General features: G+C 63.7%; 15 protein-coding genes. 4 read left to right on the top strand and 11 right to left on the bottom strand.

What is annotated here, in order from left to right; genetic code table 11:
- Window positions 1-3: 3 nt before the first annotated feature.
- Window positions 4-600 (bottom strand): TetR/AcrR family transcriptional regulator, encoded by a 597-nt coding sequence (locus ACFC2Y_RS05300; RefSeq protein ID WP_375174291.1) that lies wholly within the window; start codon window positions 598-600, stop codon window positions 4-6.
- A gap of 88 nt (window positions 601-688) precedes the next feature.
- Between ACFC2Y_RS05300 and ACFC2Y_RS05305 the strand changes: the two genes are divergently transcribed.
- Window positions 689-1,144: a cupin domain-containing protein gene (locus ACFC2Y_RS05305; RefSeq protein WP_375174290.1), complete on the top strand. Its 456-nt coding sequence runs from the start codon at window positions 689-691 to the stop codon at window positions 1,142-1,144.
- A gap of 63 nt (window positions 1,145-1,207) precedes the next feature.
- Here ACFC2Y_RS05305 and ACFC2Y_RS05310 read toward each other — a convergent pair whose 3' ends face one another.
- From ACFC2Y_RS05310 to smpB, 3 genes are all read right to left on the bottom strand, one after another.
- A complete protein-coding gene (locus tag ACFC2Y_RS05310) occupies window positions 1,208-2,389 on the bottom strand; it encodes an aromatic amino acid transaminase (RefSeq protein ID WP_375174289.1) in 1,182 nt (393 codons plus the stop codon).
- Window positions 2,390-2,400: 11 nt separating this feature from the next.
- A complete protein-coding gene (gene sseA, locus ACFC2Y_RS05315; RefSeq protein ID WP_375174288.1) occupies window positions 2,401-3,252 on the bottom strand; it encodes a 3-mercaptopyruvate sulfurtransferase in 852 nt (283 codons plus the stop codon).
- Between the two features lie 79 nt (window positions 3,253-3,331).
- A complete protein-coding gene (smpB, locus tag ACFC2Y_RS05320) occupies window positions 3,332-3,808 on the bottom strand; it encodes an SsrA-binding protein SmpB (RefSeq protein WP_375174287.1) in 477 nt (158 codons plus the stop codon).
- 127 nt (window positions 3,809-3,935) lie between these two features.
- On the opposite strand from smpB, the gene ACFC2Y_RS05325 reads away from it, so the two are divergent.
- A complete protein-coding gene (locus tag ACFC2Y_RS05325) occupies window positions 3,936-4,961 on the top strand; it encodes an NADP-dependent oxidoreductase (protein ID WP_375174286.1) in 1,026 nt (341 codons plus the stop codon).
- Between the two features lie 75 nt (window positions 4,962-5,036).
- Here the strand turns inward: ACFC2Y_RS05325 and ACFC2Y_RS05330 are convergent, their stop codons facing one another.
- From ACFC2Y_RS05330 to ade, 5 genes are all read right to left on the bottom strand, one after another.
- Window positions 5,037-5,846, bottom strand: coding sequence for a thioesterase family protein (locus ACFC2Y_RS05330; RefSeq protein WP_375174285.1), 810 nt, complete (start codon window positions 5,844-5,846; stop codon window positions 5,037-5,039).
- A 70-nt stretch (window positions 5,847-5,916) separates the two neighbouring features.
- On the bottom strand, window positions 5,917-6,969 hold the full coding sequence (locus tag ACFC2Y_RS05335; RefSeq protein ID WP_375174284.1) for an acyl-CoA dehydrogenase family protein: 1,053 nt from the start codon (window positions 6,967-6,969) through the stop codon (window positions 5,917-5,919).
- A 4-nt stretch (window positions 6,970-6,973) separates the two neighbouring features.
- Window positions 6,974-8,161, bottom strand: a complete 1,188-nt coding sequence (locus tag ACFC2Y_RS05340; protein ID WP_375174283.1) for an acyl-CoA dehydrogenase family protein — start codon at window positions 8,159-8,161, stop codon at window positions 6,974-6,976.
- Window positions 8,162-8,173: 12 nt separating this feature from the next.
- Window positions 8,174-10,273 (bottom strand): 3-hydroxyacyl-CoA dehydrogenase NAD-binding domain-containing protein, encoded by a 2,100-nt coding sequence (locus ACFC2Y_RS05345; RefSeq protein WP_375174282.1) that lies wholly within the window; start codon window positions 10,271-10,273, stop codon window positions 8,174-8,176.
- A 229-nt stretch (window positions 10,274-10,502) separates the two neighbouring features.
- On the bottom strand, window positions 10,503-12,203 hold the full coding sequence (gene ade / locus ACFC2Y_RS05350; RefSeq protein ID WP_375174281.1) for an adenine deaminase: 1,701 nt from the start codon (window positions 12,201-12,203) through the stop codon (window positions 10,503-10,505).
- A 216-nt stretch (window positions 12,204-12,419) separates the two neighbouring features.
- On the opposite strand from ade, the gene ACFC2Y_RS05355 reads away from it, so the two are divergent.
- Entirely contained in the window at window positions 12,420-13,112 is a 693-nt protein-coding gene (locus ACFC2Y_RS05355) for a fumarylacetoacetate hydrolase family protein (RefSeq protein ID WP_375174280.1), read from the top strand.
- Here the strand turns inward: ACFC2Y_RS05355 and ispH are convergent, their stop codons facing one another.
- Window positions 13,113-14,063, bottom strand: a complete 951-nt coding sequence (ispH, locus tag ACFC2Y_RS05360; protein WP_375174279.1) for a 4-hydroxy-3-methylbut-2-enyl diphosphate reductase — start codon at window positions 14,061-14,063, stop codon at window positions 13,113-13,115. It abuts the gene before it with no gap.
- Window positions 14,064-14,255: 192 nt separating this feature from the next.
- Window positions 14,256-14,831 carry an NYN domain-containing protein gene (locus ACFC2Y_RS05365; RefSeq protein WP_375174278.1) on the bottom strand — a complete coding sequence of 192 codons (576 nt, stop codon included), beginning with the start codon at window positions 14,829-14,831 and terminating at the stop codon, window positions 14,256-14,258.
- Window positions 14,832-14,966: 135 nt separating this feature from the next.
- Between ACFC2Y_RS05365 and folK the strand changes: the two genes are divergently transcribed.
- The gene (gene folK / locus ACFC2Y_RS05370; RefSeq protein ID WP_375174277.1) at window positions 14,967-15,545 is read left to right on the top strand and encodes a 2-amino-4-hydroxy-6-hydroxymethyldihydropteridine diphosphokinase; all 579 of its coding nucleotides are present in this window, start codon (window positions 14,967-14,969) and stop codon (window positions 15,543-15,545) included.
- Window positions 15,546-15,579: the final 34 nt, after the last annotated feature.

Raw genomic sequence — 15,579 nt, forward strand, 5'->3', positions numbered from 1 at the left:
CCATCAGGCCCCTGGCAGGAACCTGTCGATGATCGCTTCGGCAACCTCTGCGACCGTGGCGCGAGCCGGGTCGTGTTCAACCCCGACAACATCGTAAAGCCCGATCATCGCCTCCGCCCCCGTCGCCATGGAGAGGGCCCGGACCAATGCAGCCTTCTGCACCTCGTCCAGCCGATCACCGACCCCTTCCAACGCCTTGAAATACATCGACACGCGCCGTCCGCCCCGACGGGCTCCGGGCGCTGTGCTGGCCGAAATCTCCGCCGCCAACGTCAGCCCGAGGAACGTCCGGAATTCCGCTTCATGCGCAATCGCCAGGTCGAAGAAATAGAGCGAAATTGCCAGCAGTTTGGCCCGAACGTCCTCTGCGCCTGCAACAACTTTGTCGTAAGGCAGCACGCTGACATCCAGCCCGGCCTCCGCAGCCAGTAGAGCCGGGTCGGAGTAGTAGCGATAGGCGGTGGCCTTCGAAACACCTGCACGTTCCGCCGCCGCAATAACGGTGATGGCCTGACCCTCCGACAGCAGCTCCCGCGCGGCGCGCAAGATGGCTTCCCGTGTCCGGAGTTTCTGCCCCTTGCGTTCGCGACTCTCGCTCATTCGGCTTCGCCCTTCATGATACTATTGTCTCACGACGAGACATATGTATCATCAAAGGAGTTAATTGAGCAAATGGAAAGCGATTCTCATGTCGGACCGTCAACGCACCTTCAACGTTCTAAATATTCTGATGAAATTTCACGCCTTCCCTGATGACGTGATGGGCAAGTTCTGCATGGTCGAATGCCTTGTCCCGGTTGGCGCAGGCGCCCCACCCAATCACCATGCGGGGGAAACCGAATCTTTCTTCGTGATCGAGGGGCAGGTCGGGTTCATGCTGGACGGAAAGGAAATTCTGGCCGGGCCGGGCGACTACGTCGCCATCCCCGACGGGGCTGTTCACGCCTTCCAGGCCGTTGGCGACGCGCCCGCGCGCATCCTGATCATCAATGCCCCGGGGAACATGCATGAGGAGTTCTTTACCGGCATCGGCACCCCCCTGCCCGAAGACCAGACCAGCCTGCCCGACCCGGTCGAACCGGATCTGCCTGCGGTCCTCGCCATGGCAGAGAAATCCGGGATGACGATCGTGCCGCCGTCCTGATCTGATCGTGCGACCCCATGGCCCCTGCGCACACCTGTCGCGCGGGGGTGTCCCGCCAAGCCCTTACCCGCAGACCAGAGCAATCGCCTTGGCCAGCCGGGGAATATCCTCCCGCGACAGCCCGGCGAGGTTCATCCGGCCATCGCCGACCATGTAAATCCCGTGATCTTCCCGCAGAGAGGCGATCTGTTCCGGCGTGGCGCCCATGCGGGAAAACATGCCGCGATGCGCCGCCAGGAAACCATAGCGATCCGATCCCGTTTCGACCCGCAGGGCCTCCGCCAGGCTTTCGCGCAAGTCGTTGATCCGGCTGCGCATCTCTGACAGCTCTTCTTCCCATTCCGCCCGCAGTGCGGTGTTCGACAGGATCATCTCCACCACCTTGGCGCCGTGATCGGCCGGAAAGGAATAGGCCAGCCGGTTCAGCGTCGCGAGGTTCCCCTGCACCACCCGCGCCTGCGAGGCAGGCCCGGCCACCAGGACGACACCGGCGCGATCCCGGTAGAGCCCGAAGTTTTTGGAACAGCTGACCGCGATCACGACCTCAGGCAGCTGTTGCGCCAGCAGGCGGGTGGCAAAGGCATCCGCCTCGATCCCGTCGCCAAAGCCCAGATAGGCCAGGTCGACCAGAACCGTCGCCCCCCGCGCTTTCAGGACCTTCACGATGTCCTTCCACTGCGCCTCCGACGGGTCGGCCCCGGTCGGGTTGTGGCAACAGCCATGCAGCAGCACCACATCGCCCTCGGCAACCTGGCCCAGGTCTTCCAGCATCCCCGTCATGTCGACGCCATTCGCCTCGGCATCGAAATAGCGGTAGGTCTGCACCTCCATGTCCATCGCGCCCAGGATGGCGCGGTGGTTCGGCCAGGTCGGATCGGGGATATGCACAACCGCATCCGGCCGTGCCAGGCGGATCAGCTCCAGCCCCTGCCGGACCGCCCCGGTGCCGCCAACGGTCGCCGCCCCGGCGACTCTCTCCTGTTCGACACTGTCCGACAGAACCAGCAGGGCCATCTGCCGGACAAAATCCGGATCGCCGGTGAGCGCGGTGTAGCTCTTGCTGTCCTGCGCCTCGACCAGTTGCCGCTCGGCGGATTTGACCGCCAGCATCACCGGGGTCACCCCCTGGCTGTTGCGATAGACCCCGACGCCCAGGTCGATCTTCCCAGGGCGCGGATCGCTGCGATAGCGGTCCATCAGGGCCAGGATCGGATCTTCGGGTTGCTCGCGCAGATGTTCAAACACGGTCAGGGGCCTTATGCGCCCGTGGCAACGGGCAGGGTTGGAAAGGCGCCCCATTCGGCCCAGGAGCCGTCATAGAGCGCATGAATACGATGCCCGGTCCGTTCCAGAGCCAGGTTCAGAACCGCCGCGGTGACACCGGACCCGCAGGAGGTGATGACGGGCGTTTTCGCCTCGACCCCCCGCGCGGCAAAGAGTTCGCGCAGCGCCTCGGGGTCCTTCATCGTGCCGTCCTCGTTCAGGAGCTCGGTGAAGGGCAGGTTTTTCGACCCGGGGATATGGCCTTTGCGCAGCCCGGCGCGCGGCTCGTCCACCTCGCCCCGGAACCGCTCTGCCGCGCGGGCATCCAGGATCACCGTATCCGCCAACTTCGACGCGGCTGAGACCTGGGTCACATCCTTCACCAGATGGTTCTGACGCCGCACGGTCATATGCCGATCACGCACGACAGGCGGCAGATCCTCGACCGGACGGCCCTCGGCCTGCCATTTGGGGAAGCCGCCGTCCAACACCGCGATATCGTCCTGGCCCATCAGCCGGAACAGCCACCAGACACGTGCCGCAGAATAGATCCCGGCCCCGTCATAGACCACCACCTGATGGCCGTCGCCGACCCCCATGGCCCGCATCCGCGACATGAATTTCTCGACCGGCGGCACCATATGCGGCAGGTCGGAGCGCAGATCGGAAACGTCGTCGATATCGAAGAACCGCGCGCCGGGAATATGCGCCGCGTCATATTCGGCCTTCGCATCGCGTCCGGCGTTCGGCAGGTACATGCTGGCATCCAGCACGCGCAAATCCGGGTCGTCCAGATGGGCGGCCAGCCACTGCGTTGAAACCAGCGTCTTCGGATCGTCCTGCATCGCGTCCTCTCCTCTCGGGTCTGGGAAAATCCCTACAGGGACAGGCCCATACAGGCAAGGCAAAGACGCGACTGGCGGCCTAACCGGCCTGTTTCAACAGGCGCTGTTTCTGACGATTCCAGTCCCGCTTGGCCGAGGTATCGCGCTTGTCGTGGATCTTCTTGCCCTTGGCGATGCCGATTTTCATCTTCGCCATCCCGCGATGATTGAAATACAGCACCAGCGGCACGATCGTCATGCCCTTGCGCGCCGTGGCGTTCCACAGCCGCGACAGCTCCTTGCGGTTGACCAGAAGTTTCCGGCGCCGCCGCTCGTCATGCTTGAACATCTTGGCCTGTTCGTAGGGCGCGATATAGCTGTTCACCAGCCACAGCTCGCCGTCCTCGACCGAGGCATAGCTTTCGGCGATATTCGCCCCGCCCTGACGCAGCGACTTAACCTCGGACCCTTCCAGCACGATGCCCACCTCGAGGTCTTCTTCGATGGCGTAATCGTACCGCGCCCGCCGGTTTTCGGCGATCACCTTGTAATTCTCGTCTGTCTTTGCCTTGGCCATGATCGGGCCTTCCTAGCGCCGGTGTAACGTCGAGTCCATCTGTGCGATTGTGGCTTGGATTCAAGTGCACGGCGGATATTCTGCACAACGGATATATTTTCCGCCAAATGACAGGGAGGACACCGAGATGTCAGACACCATGAAGCGTATCGTACTGGCTGCGCGCCCCGAGGGCTTTCCCAAGGACGAGAACTTTCGCCTCGAAGAGCAGCCCCTGCCCACGCCCGGCGAGGGCGAGGTGCTGGTCGCCGTGAAATACATGTCGCTCGATCCCTATATGCGCGGGCGGATGGATGACGGCCCCTCCTACGCCGCCCCGGTGCCGATCGACGGCACGATGGAGGCCGGCGCCGTGGGCGAGGTCATCGCCTCGAACCACCCGAAGTTCAGTGTCGGCGACCACGCCTTCGGCATGTTTGGATGGGCCACACACGGCTGTGTCTCCGGCGACAATCTGCGCAAGGTCGATCCCGATCAGGCGCCCATCCAGACCTCGCTCGGCGTGTTGGGCATGCCCGGCTTCACCGCCTGGGCCGGCATGACCGCCTATTCCAAGATGAAGGCGGGCGAGACCCTGGTCGTCGGCGCTGCCACCGGCCCGGTCGGGTCGATGGTCGGCCAACTGGCCAAACAGGCCGGCCTGCGCGTCATCGGCGTCGCCGGTGGCGAGGAAAAATGCACCATGGCGGTCGAAAAGTTCGGCTTCGACGCCTGCATCGACCACCGCGGCAAGGACGCCCGCGCCATGCGCGACGCACTGGCGGCGGAATGCCCGGACGGCATCGACATCTACTTCGAAAACGTCGGCGGCCCCACCCTGGGCGGTGTGATTCCCCTGCTCAACCTGCATGCCCGCGTCATCATCTGCGGCATGATCGCCTGGTATTCGGGCGAGTCGGACGAAACCGGGTCGATGCCGTTGCAAAAGCTGTGGCGCTACTCGCTGGTGAAGCGCCTGACGATCCAGGGCCTGTTGCAAACCGACCACGTCAGCCGCTTCGGCGAATTCCTCAAGGAGGTCGGTCCCAAGGTCGGTTCGGGCGAGATTGCTTATGCCGAAGACGTGGCCGAGGGTCTGGAAAACGCCCCGCAGGCCTTCATGGGGCTGCTCAAGGGCAAGAACCTGGGCAAGCTCGTCGTCAAGGTCGGCTGAGCCGATCAGGGGCGCTGCCCCTGGGGCCGACCTGCCGGTCGGCCCTACCCCGAGATATTTTCGGCAAAAAGAACCTCAGGTGAACAGCGCGACCATCTGCTGTGCCGAGGCCAACAGGCTGCCGTCCGTATCCCGGAGCTCCATGTCCTGCACCGAATAGCCCTCTGCCGCCTGTTTCGACGTCGTGCGCGTCCAGACCCAGTCTGTCGTCTCGGGGATGCGGGCGAAATCCACCGACCATGTGATGGTCGAAATCGGGGCCCGTTCGGTGAAGCAGGGCATGGCGGCAGGCGGCATGCTGTCGGCATTGCAGACCAGCGCGACCTCAGGGCTGACGCCCACACTGTCGGTCAGCCGCGACCAGACGATCAGCTCCGGCCGGTCGGAGCCGGAGACCAGTTGATCCCCCTCGATGATCACCGCATCGAAATTGGCAAAGAAGGTCGGGCGGGAGGAGCGGCGCAGAAGCTCCTCGCAGGTGGCGGGGTCGGGGGTGGCCGGGACCGGCGAATAGTCATGTACGATCTTGCTGGGCCGCGCCGCGCCGAAGGTGAAGGTGCAGCGCGCGCCGAGCGCGCCGTCCGACATGCAATCCACCTGGACGAAACTGGCGGTCCGACCCGAGCGGATCAGCGTGACCTCGAAGATCACCTCGTCCAGGATCGGCCGCAGGAAGGTGACCTGCATCGAGCGCAGCTGCGGCAGGTCCGGCAGGCTCTGCCGTGTCGCCGCCAGGGCCAGCGCCGCGGTGATCCCACCAAAGGCCGTCCGCCCCTGCATCCACCAGGGTGAGAGATGCCCGGTCAGGCGCCCTGGTTCGCCGTGAAGGCTGTTCACCATGTCCGCAAGGCTTGGCTTGTGCCCGTCTGAGTTATCGTCGTGCATTTCCCTCTCCATGCAAAAGGGCCGGGTTGCCCCGGCCCGATCTGTTCCTGCTGTCGGTCAGCCGACCCTGTCAGGCCGCCTGCGCAACGCGCATCAGGTGATAGTCCGTATCGCCCAGTTGCGCATCCAGCATGATGATCCGCTTGGCGTAATGCGAACCGGGGTATTCCCAGGTCATCGCGATGCCGCCGTGCATCTGGATCGCCTCTTCGGCCACCAGACGGCCCGCACGACCGATCAGGTTCTTCGCCATCGAGCAGTAGCGCGACGCATCCGGCCCGCCCAGTTCCGCCGCCGCCTTGATGACGATGGAGCGGGACTGTTCGATTTCGGTCAGCATGTCGACCGCGCGGTGCTGCAGCACCTGGAAGGTGCCGATCGGACGGCCAAACTGCTTGCGCTGACCCAGGTATTCGACGGTCATCTTGTGCAGCACATCCATCGCGCCCACGGCCTCGGCGCAGAGCGCGACGATACCCGCGTTGATCGCATCCTCGATGGCAGCATCCGCGCCCTCGATCAGCAGGGTCGCCGGGGCGTCCTCCAGCACGACCTCCGCCGCGCCGCCGCCGTCCATCAGCGCATAGCCCGTCACCGAGGCGTCTGCCGCCTTCACCTCGTAGACGTTCAGGCTGTCGCCATCCTTCGCCGCGACGAGGAAGACGTCCGCCGCCTGGCCACCGTAGACAATGGACTTGCGGCCCGTGACCTTCCCGCCCGAGGCGGTGGTGGCGATGCCGGACATGTCGTAGGGCGCATCCAGCTCGCCCAGGCCGACGGCGTATTTGGTGGACCCGGCCAGCAGTTCTTCCTGGTCGGCCCCGGCGGCGGTCATCAGCCGCGACGCCATCAGCGCGCCCAGCACCGGCTCCGGACAGATCACCCGGCCCAGCTCCTCGAACACGACGGAGATGTCGAAACCCGCGCCGCCCATGCCACCGGCCTCTTCCGGCGCCAGGGCAAAGAGCGCACCCAGTTCCGTCAACTCGCCCCATTTGGCATCGTCGTGGAACGGCGCCTCGTAGGCGACCTTGTTGCGGTGCTCTACCGTGTATTTGTCGCCCAGGTAGCGCCGCAGGCTGTCCTGCAGCATCTGGCGGTCTTCGGTCAGATCGAAATTCATGTGATCACAGCCCCAGCATGGTCTTGGTCAGGATGTTCCGCTGGATCTCGTTCGATCCACCGAAAATCGAGGTCTTGCGGTTGTTGAAATAGCGCGCGGCATTGTTGGCATGGCCATCCGGCGCGACATCCAGATTGGTTCCCGCCAGCGATTTCGGGAAGGGCGCCGCATTGGGCCCAAGCGCCCGGCGACCCAGATCCTTGAGCTCCTGGTTGATGACCGTGCCCTTGATCTTGAGGATCGAGGTCTCCGGCCCCGGCGCGCCGTTCTTCTGCGCGGTGAAGAGCATCCGCAGGTTGGTCAGCTTCATCGCCTCCAGGTCGATCTCCGCCTGCGCCACACGGGCGGCGAACAGCGGATCCTCGGACAGCGGCTTGCCGTTGCGGATCACCTTCTTGGCCAGCGCCTTCACTTCCTCCAGCTCCAGCATGGAGAAGCCGACCCCCGCGATCCCCGTCCGCTCATGCGTTAGCAGGTATTTCGCGATGGTCCAGCCCTTGTTTTCCTCGCCGACGAGGTTCTTGTAGGGCACGCGCACGTCGGTGAAGAACACCTCGTTCACCTCGTGACCGCCCTCGATCAGCTTGATCGGGCGCACTTCGACACCCGGCGTCGACATGTCGACGAGGATGAAGGAAATGCCCTCCTGCTGCTTCACATCGGGATCGGTGCGGACGAGGCAGAAGATCCAGTCGGCATGCTGACCAAGCGTCGTCCAGGTCTTCTGGCCGTTGATCACCCATTCGTCCCCGTCACGCACCGCGCGGGTCTTGAGCGAGGCGAGGTCGGACCCGGCGCCGGGTTCGGAATAGCCCTGACACCACCAGTCGTCACCGTTCAGGATGCGCGGCAGGTAATAGTCCTTCTGCTCCTGCGAGCCGAATTTCTGCAGCACCGGACCCAGCATCGACAGGCCAAAGGGCACGATCCGCGGCGCATAGGCGGCGCAGCTTTCCTCGTCGAAGATATGCCGTTCCACCGGGCCCCAGCCCGGTCCGCCGTATTCCTTGGGCCAGGTCGTCGCCAGCCAGCCCTTCTTGTTCAGGATCGCATGGTAGCGCTCCATGGTCTCCTTGGTCAGCTCGCCACCCTGGCGCACCGCGTCGCGGATATCGTCAGGCAGGTTCTCCTTGAAGAAATCCCGGACTTCCTGGCGGAAGGCCTCTTCTTCGGGTGTGAAGTTCAGATCCATATCGGGGTCTCCTCAGGAATTCATATCTGCGAATTTGGTGCCATCCTCGGCCATCTTGCGCAACAGCGGGGGCACCTGCCAGTAGTTCGGATCTTCCTTGGCATAGGTTTCGATCCGGCGCACCAGTTCCGCTGCGCCAATCGTGTCCGCATAGTGCAGCGGGCCGCCGCGGTGACGCGGGAAACCATAGCCGAAAAGGAAAACCATATCGACATCGACAGGCCGCTTGGCCGTGCCGTCCTCGACCACGCGCGCCGCCTCGGAAATGAAGGCGGTCATGTAGCGGTCAATGATGTCCTGTTCGGAGAAGTCCTTTGGCGTGATGCCCTTGTCGGCGCGGACCTCGTTGATGATCTCCTCCACCGCCGGGTTCGGCACGGGCGCGCCGGTCTCGTAGAGGTAATAGCCCTTGCCGGTCTTGCGGCCATAGCCTTCGCGCTCGCAGATCAGGTCGGCTATGTCGCCACCATAGCGTTCGTTCGCGGGCAGCCCCTCTTCCTTGCGGCGCTGACGGGTCATATAGCCGATGTCGAGCCCGGCCAGATCGCCCACCTTGTGCGGACCCATGGCCATGCCGAAGTTCTCCAACGCCTGGTCCACCTGCGCGGGCGAAGCGCCGTCGAGCACCAGATAGGAGATGACCTTGCCATAATGGCCCAGGATACGGTTGCCGATGAAGCCGTCGCAGACCTGTGCCAGAACGCCGACCTTCTTGAGCTTTTTCGCCAGGGCGAACCCGGTGGCCAGCGCATCCGGCGCGGTCTTGGCTCCCTGCACGATCTCCAGCAGGCGCATCACATGCGCGGGGCTGAAGAAGTGCAGGCCCAGCACGTCCTGCGGACGGTTGGTCATATCTGCAATCGCGTTGATATCCAGGTAGGAGGTGTTCGACGCCAGGATCGCCCCCGGCTTGCAGATCGTGTCGAGCTTGCCGAAGATCTCCTTCTTGATCTCCATCTTCTCGAACACCGCCTCGATCACGAGGTCCACGTCGGCCAGATCGCCCATCTCCAGCGACGGCTCCAGCATGGCCAGGGCGGCGTCCCGTTTATCCTGGCTCATCTTGCCGCGCGACACGGCCCCGTCGAGGTTCTTGGTGATCGTCGCAACGCCGCGATCCAGCCCCTCCTGCTGCACCTCGATCAAGCGAACGGGAATGCCTGCCATCAGACAGGAGGTCGTGATGCCCGACCCCATGGTGCCGCCGCCGATCACGCCGATCTTGTCCAGCGGACGGGTGTCGCCCTTGGCCTCCGGAATGTTCGACACGGCCCGTTCGCCAAAGAAGGCATGGATCAGGCCGGAGCGCTGCGGGGATTCCATGCAGCGCATGATGTTCTCGCGTTCGACAGCCAGTCCCTCCTTCAGGGGCTTGGTCGAGGCCGCGATCGAATTGACGCATGCCGCCAGGTTGATCAGATGCGGGTTCTTCTTCTGAACCATCGCCAGCGCACCCTCGATCGCCGCATCGTCAGGCGTCACGTCGATCTCGCCGGTGCGGCGGGTCGGCAGGGTACCCGCGATCACTTCCTTGCCCATGGCAATCGCGATCTCGCGCGGATCGCCCGGCTCGACCACGCGGTCGATGGCGCCTTTCTCGACGCCTTCCTCAACGGTCGCATGACGGCCGGAGACGGCAATATCCAGCGTGAACGGAATGCCCGACAGGCGCGGCAGGCGCTGCGTGCCGCCCGCGCCGGGGATGATCCCCAACAGCACTTCCGGCAGGCCGAATTTCGACCCCTTCAGCGCAACCCGGGCATGGGTGGCCAGTGCGGTTTCATACCCGCCGCCCAGGGTCGTCCCATGCATGATGGACACGCTCGGGATCTCGCTCTGCTCAAGCGAATTGCAGACGTCGGTCAGCGACGGCTCCAGCCTAGGCCCGCCGAATTCGCGGATATCCGCCCCGGCGATAAAGGTCCGACCCGCGCAATACAGCGCGATGGCCTTGGCCTTGCCTTCGTCATTGATCGCCTGGAAGGCATCGACCAGACCCTTGCGCACCGCGATCCCCGTCGCGTTGACGGGCGGGTTGTCGACGCAGACAAGCGCGACATCGCCCTCGTATCCATAGCTGACGGCTTCACTGGTTGAGGTGGATTCGGCCATTTCGGTCCCCTTGCTGTCCGGGTTGACGTCAACGGGAGAAGGCCGCGCGGCATCTGCCGACGGTCGGGTCTCCTCCCTCATTGCGCGTGAACCTATTCCGACCGGACCGGGGCGTCAACATTGCGGAACTGGATTTTGCAATGCAGAATTTCGGCGCACGAAGCGGCCTCCCCAGACCGGAGCCGAGGAATTCATGCCACCCGGGCCCTCACCGACAATCAGTCGCCCTCTACCCCGGAATGATCTCGAACTTCACCACGTCGACCATCCCCCGGTCGGTGATCTTCAACGCCGGAATGACCGGCAGCGCCAGAAACGCCAGCTGCAGGAAGGGCTCGTCCAGCGTCACGCCCAGGCTCTTCGCCGCGCTCCGCAGCTCGATCAGCCCCTCGTGCACCTCCTCGAAGGGCCGGTCCGACATCAGCCCCGCAACCGGAAGCGCCAGTTCGGCCAGTACCCTGCCCCCCTGCACCACGACAAAGCCGCCCTGCAACTCGGCCAGTCGGTTCGCGGCAAAGGCCATATCGTCGTAATCCGCCCCCACCACCGCGATATTGTGGTGATCGTGACAGACGGTGGATGCGATGGCACCGGAGGCCAGCCCGAACCCCTTGACGAAACCCGTCGCGATATTGCCGTTGACCCCATGTCGTTCCACCACTGCGATCTTCACCAGATCCCGCGCCAGATCGGGCCTCTTGTCGCCATCCACGATCGCGATCTCTTCGCGCAGATGTTCGGTGATGATCTTGCCGGGGAGGATCCCGATCACATCCGTCTCCGGCCGGTTCCCCCCGGTGCGAAACTGATCCGCGGTTATTGTCCCGATTTTGACGGACCCGCGCCCGACCGGCGGCGTCACTGATCTTTCGGCAAAGGCCGTCTCGTCCATCACCACGCCCCCGGCCAGAACCATCTCCGCCCGGCAATCCGCCACATCCCGCAGGCAGACGATATCCGCCCGCTTGCCCGGCGCGATCTGCCCCCGGTCCTTCAACCCGAAGGCCTCCGCCGCCGAGAGCGAGGCCGCGCGATAGACCGCCAATGGCGACCGGCCAAGCGCGATCATCTCGCGGATCATGTAATCCAGGTGCCCGTGCTCCGCGATATCCAGCGGGTTCCGGTCGTCGGTACACAGGCACATATAGGCGGATGTCACATCTGTCAGTAATTCCTGAAGCGCATGCATATCCTTTGATACCGACCCCTCCCGGATCAACACGCGCATCCCCTTCTGCAGCTTCTCCCGCGCCTCTTCGGCTGTCGTCGCCTCATGCTCCGTCCGGATGCCCGCGCTGACATAGGCATTCAGATCCTTGCCGATAAGCTGCGGACAATGGCCGTCGATGTGCCGCCCCCGGAACGCCTCCAGCTTGGCCATGCAGCCCGGGTCCTGAAAGATAACCCCCGGATAATTCATGAATTCCGCCAGCCCTATGACTTGGGGATGATCCATCATCGGCACCAGATCCGCCGCATCGATCCGCGCGCCCGCCGTCTCCATGTGCGAGGACGGCACGCAGGAGCTGAGGTTCACCCGAATATCCATTACGGTTTCCGTCGCAGATTTCAGAAAGTACTGAATCCCGTCGACCCCGATCACATTCGCTATTTCATGCGGATCACAAATCGCCGTCGTCACCCCCCGTGGCCCGACGCAGCGATCGAACTCATGCGGCGTGACGAGAGAGCTTTCGATATGCAGATGCGTGTCGATGAACCCCGGCACCAGCGTCAGCCCGCTGACGTCAATCACCCGCCTGGCCTCATACGCCGCCCCGATCCCGACGATCGTGTCACCGCAGATCGCCACGTCGCCCTCGATCAGATCGCCGGTCACCATGTCCCAGACCTTCCCGCCCCGCAGAACCAGATCTGCAGGCGCATCCCCGCGCCCTTGAGAGATGAGATTGGTCAGGGGTTGGGTCATGATGGGCCTCGCTTGACGACTGGAGAAATCGGACCGCACCACACCCCGATTGTCCAGCCCCCTGAACCGTCATCGCATGCCCCGGCCCTGCGCCGGGGCCTCCTCCGGTCAAAACCCAAATCCACGAGGTCCCGGCGCAAGGCCGGGACGCGAGCCGCCTGCTGCCCCTTTACGGCGCCACGCACCAGGCCCATAACCCGCGTAAAGGAGATCGCCATGCCCCTCTTCGACATCCCGCCCTTTCCCCAAATCCCCGTCCTGGGCGAAGACGAAACCTACCCCGTCCGCCGCATCTTCTGCGTCGGGCGCAACTACGCCGACCACGCCAAGGAAATGGGCCACCAGCCGGACCTTGAGGCGCCGTTCTTCTTCTGCAAGACGCCCTCCGCCATCTGTCTGTCGCCCGCGACCACGCCCTATGCCTTAGGCACCGAGGACCTGCATCACGAGATGGAACTGGTCGTCGCCCTGGGCCGCCCCGCCTTCCGCGCCACGCGCGAGGAGGCCGCTGAAGCCGTCTATGCCTACGCCACCGGCCTCGACATGACCCGGCGCGACCGGCAGCAGGACGGCAAGGACAAGCGCCGCCCCTGGGATTTCGGCAAAGATTTCGAAGATGCCGCCGTCATCGCCCCGCTGACAAAAGCCAGCGATTTCGGGCCAGTCGCGGATCAGCGCATCACCCTCACCGTGAACGGAAAGCTGCGTCAGGAGGCCACGCTCGACCAGCTGCTGCACGACATTCCGGCGGTGATCGCCTATCTGTCGCACTACTACCACCTCGGCCCGGGTGATCTGATCTACACCGGCACCCCGGCGGGCGTTGGCCCCGTGGCCGTGGGCGACAAGCTGCATGGCGAGATTGACGGGCTCACCCCGCTCGACCTCACCATTGGTCCGAAGGAATGATCAGGCAGGCACCCGCAGCACGCGCGGCACCTTGAATTCGACGTTTTCCTGCGCGGTTTCAACCAGCTCTACGGTCACATCGTACCGGTCCCGCAGGGCGTCGATCACCTCGTTGACCAAAACCTCAGGGGCCGAGGCCCCTGCGGTGATCCCGATGGATCCGACCCCCTCCAGCGCGCGCCAGTCGATTTCGGTCGCGCGCTGCACCAGCTGCGCATAGCCGCAGCCGTTCTTCGCCGCGACCTCCACCAACCGACGGGAGTTCGAGGAGTTCGGCGCCCCCACGACCAGCATCGCGTCGATCTTTCCGGCCATGGCCTTCACGGCTTCCTGCCGGTTGGTCGTGGCATAGCAGATGTCTTCCTTGTGCGGCCCGATGATCGCCGGGAACCGCGCCTGCAGCGCCGCGACGATCCCCTTTGTGTCATCCACCGACAGGGTCGTCTGGGTCACAAAGGCCAGCTGCGACGGATCCCGCACCGCCAGCGCGGCGACATCCGCCTCCGTCTCCACCAGCAGCACCTCGCCCTCGGGCAATTGCCCCATGGTGCCGATGGTTTCCGGGTGCCCCGCATGGCCGATCATGACGATCTGCAACCCGTTCTCATGGTGCCGCTCCGCCTCGATATGCACCTTGGAGACCAGCGGGCAGGTCGCATCCACATAGACCATCTCGCGCCGCGCGGCCTCGGCCGGGACGGCCTTGGGCACGCCATGGGCGGAAAAGATCACCGGGCGATCGTCAGGGCAGTCTTCCAGCTCCTCGACGAAGACCGCGCCCTGTTCGCGCAACGCATCCACGACGAACTTGTTGTGAACGATCTCGTGCCGCACATAGACCGGGGCGCCCCATTTCTTCAGCGCCATCTCGACGATCTTGATCGCACGGTCGACGCCCGCGCAGAAGCCGCGCGGCGCAGCCAGATGGATGGTGAGGGGCGGTCGGGTCATGGGGCTCTCCTTCCCCGCAGACCTAAGGCCCCGATGCGCCCGCGTCCAGATCACCTGCACCGCAGGGCCTGAGAAAAGACTTAGCGGACGCGGCGTGACGCGGATCCTCACCGATGTCGCGCTGATGCGAGGCTGACAAAAGCAAACGGGCCGGGAAAATCCCGGCCCGCGCGCAGTGTCTTTTTCTGGAATTCAGTCGTTCGAAGCCGATTCGCGCATCTTCGGCTCCGCGGGCGTTTCGCGCGGCGGCCGACCGATCACGTCCCGCAGATCCTCCAACTCGATAAAATTATCGGCCTGGCGGCGCAGCTCGTCAGCGATCATCGGCGGCTGGCTGCGGATGGTAGAGACCACAGACACCCGAACCCCTTGACGTTGAAGGCTTTCCGCCAGCGGACGGAAATCGCCATCGCCGGAGAAGAGGACGATGTGATCAACCCGCGGGGCCAGCTCCATGGCATCGACCGTCAGCTCGATATCCATGTTGCCTTTGACCTTACGGCGTCCCTGGCTGTCCGTGTACTCCTTCGCGGGCTTCGTCACCATGGAGAAGCCGTTGTAATGGAGCCAGTCCACAAGGGGCCTGATCGGTGAGTATTCGTCGTTTTCCAGCAGTGCGGTATAATAAAACGCACGTACCAGTTTCCCCCGACGCATGAATTCCTGGCGCAAAAGCTTGTAATCGATATCGAAACCAAGCGCCTTGGCGGCCGCGTAAAGATTCGATCCATCGATGAACAGCGCCAGCCGCTCGTCTTTATAGAACATCAAAAACCTTTCCGAGTCTTGCGCCCGGAACCGTGAGTGTGAAAAATTGATTAGGCGCAATCCGCATCAGAATAGATGCATCCTGGGTATCTTTCAAGGTTTTACCCCCACCCAAAAGAATAGGTTTGTGTCAGCATGACCCGACGCTATCTCGTTGCAATCGGAGGAAATTTGCCGACAGAGCGATTGAGCGGCATGAATTTGCTACAATCTGCAGTTGCAAAAATCAAACATACCCTCGATATGGGCGCCAAAATGTCCCGCTGGTACGCGACGCCAGCCTTTCCGGTTGGCAGCGGTCCGGATTTCATCAATGCGGCGATCGCCCTGCAAAACGACGCCCCCCCGATCGAGGTTCTGTCGCACTTGCATCGGATCGAACGAATGTTCGGTCGTGAACGGACGCTGAGATGGGGACCCAGGACGCTGGACCTCGATCTGATTGCCGCCGATGATATGATCCTGCCGGACCTGACGACATGGCGGCACTGGCACGACCTGCCCGCCGACCGGCAGAGCGCTGACACACCGGAACAACTGATCCTGCCCCACCCCCGCCTGCAGGACCGCGCCTTTGTTCTTGTCCCCCTGATGGATATCGCCCCGGACTGGGTTCATCCCGCCCTGAGGCGCAGTATTGCCGAAATGCACGCCGATTTGACCGCCGAAGACCTCGAAGGCGTAAGAATACTGGCGGATTCGGCTTGTCAATAAGCGCCCTCGGGCGTAAGAGAGCCCTTCATCCCCG

The organism is Pseudooceanicola sp. (assembly GCF_041987405.1).
Classification (GTDB): domain Bacteria; phylum Pseudomonadota; class Alphaproteobacteria; order Rhodobacterales; family Rhodobacteraceae; genus Pseudooceanicola.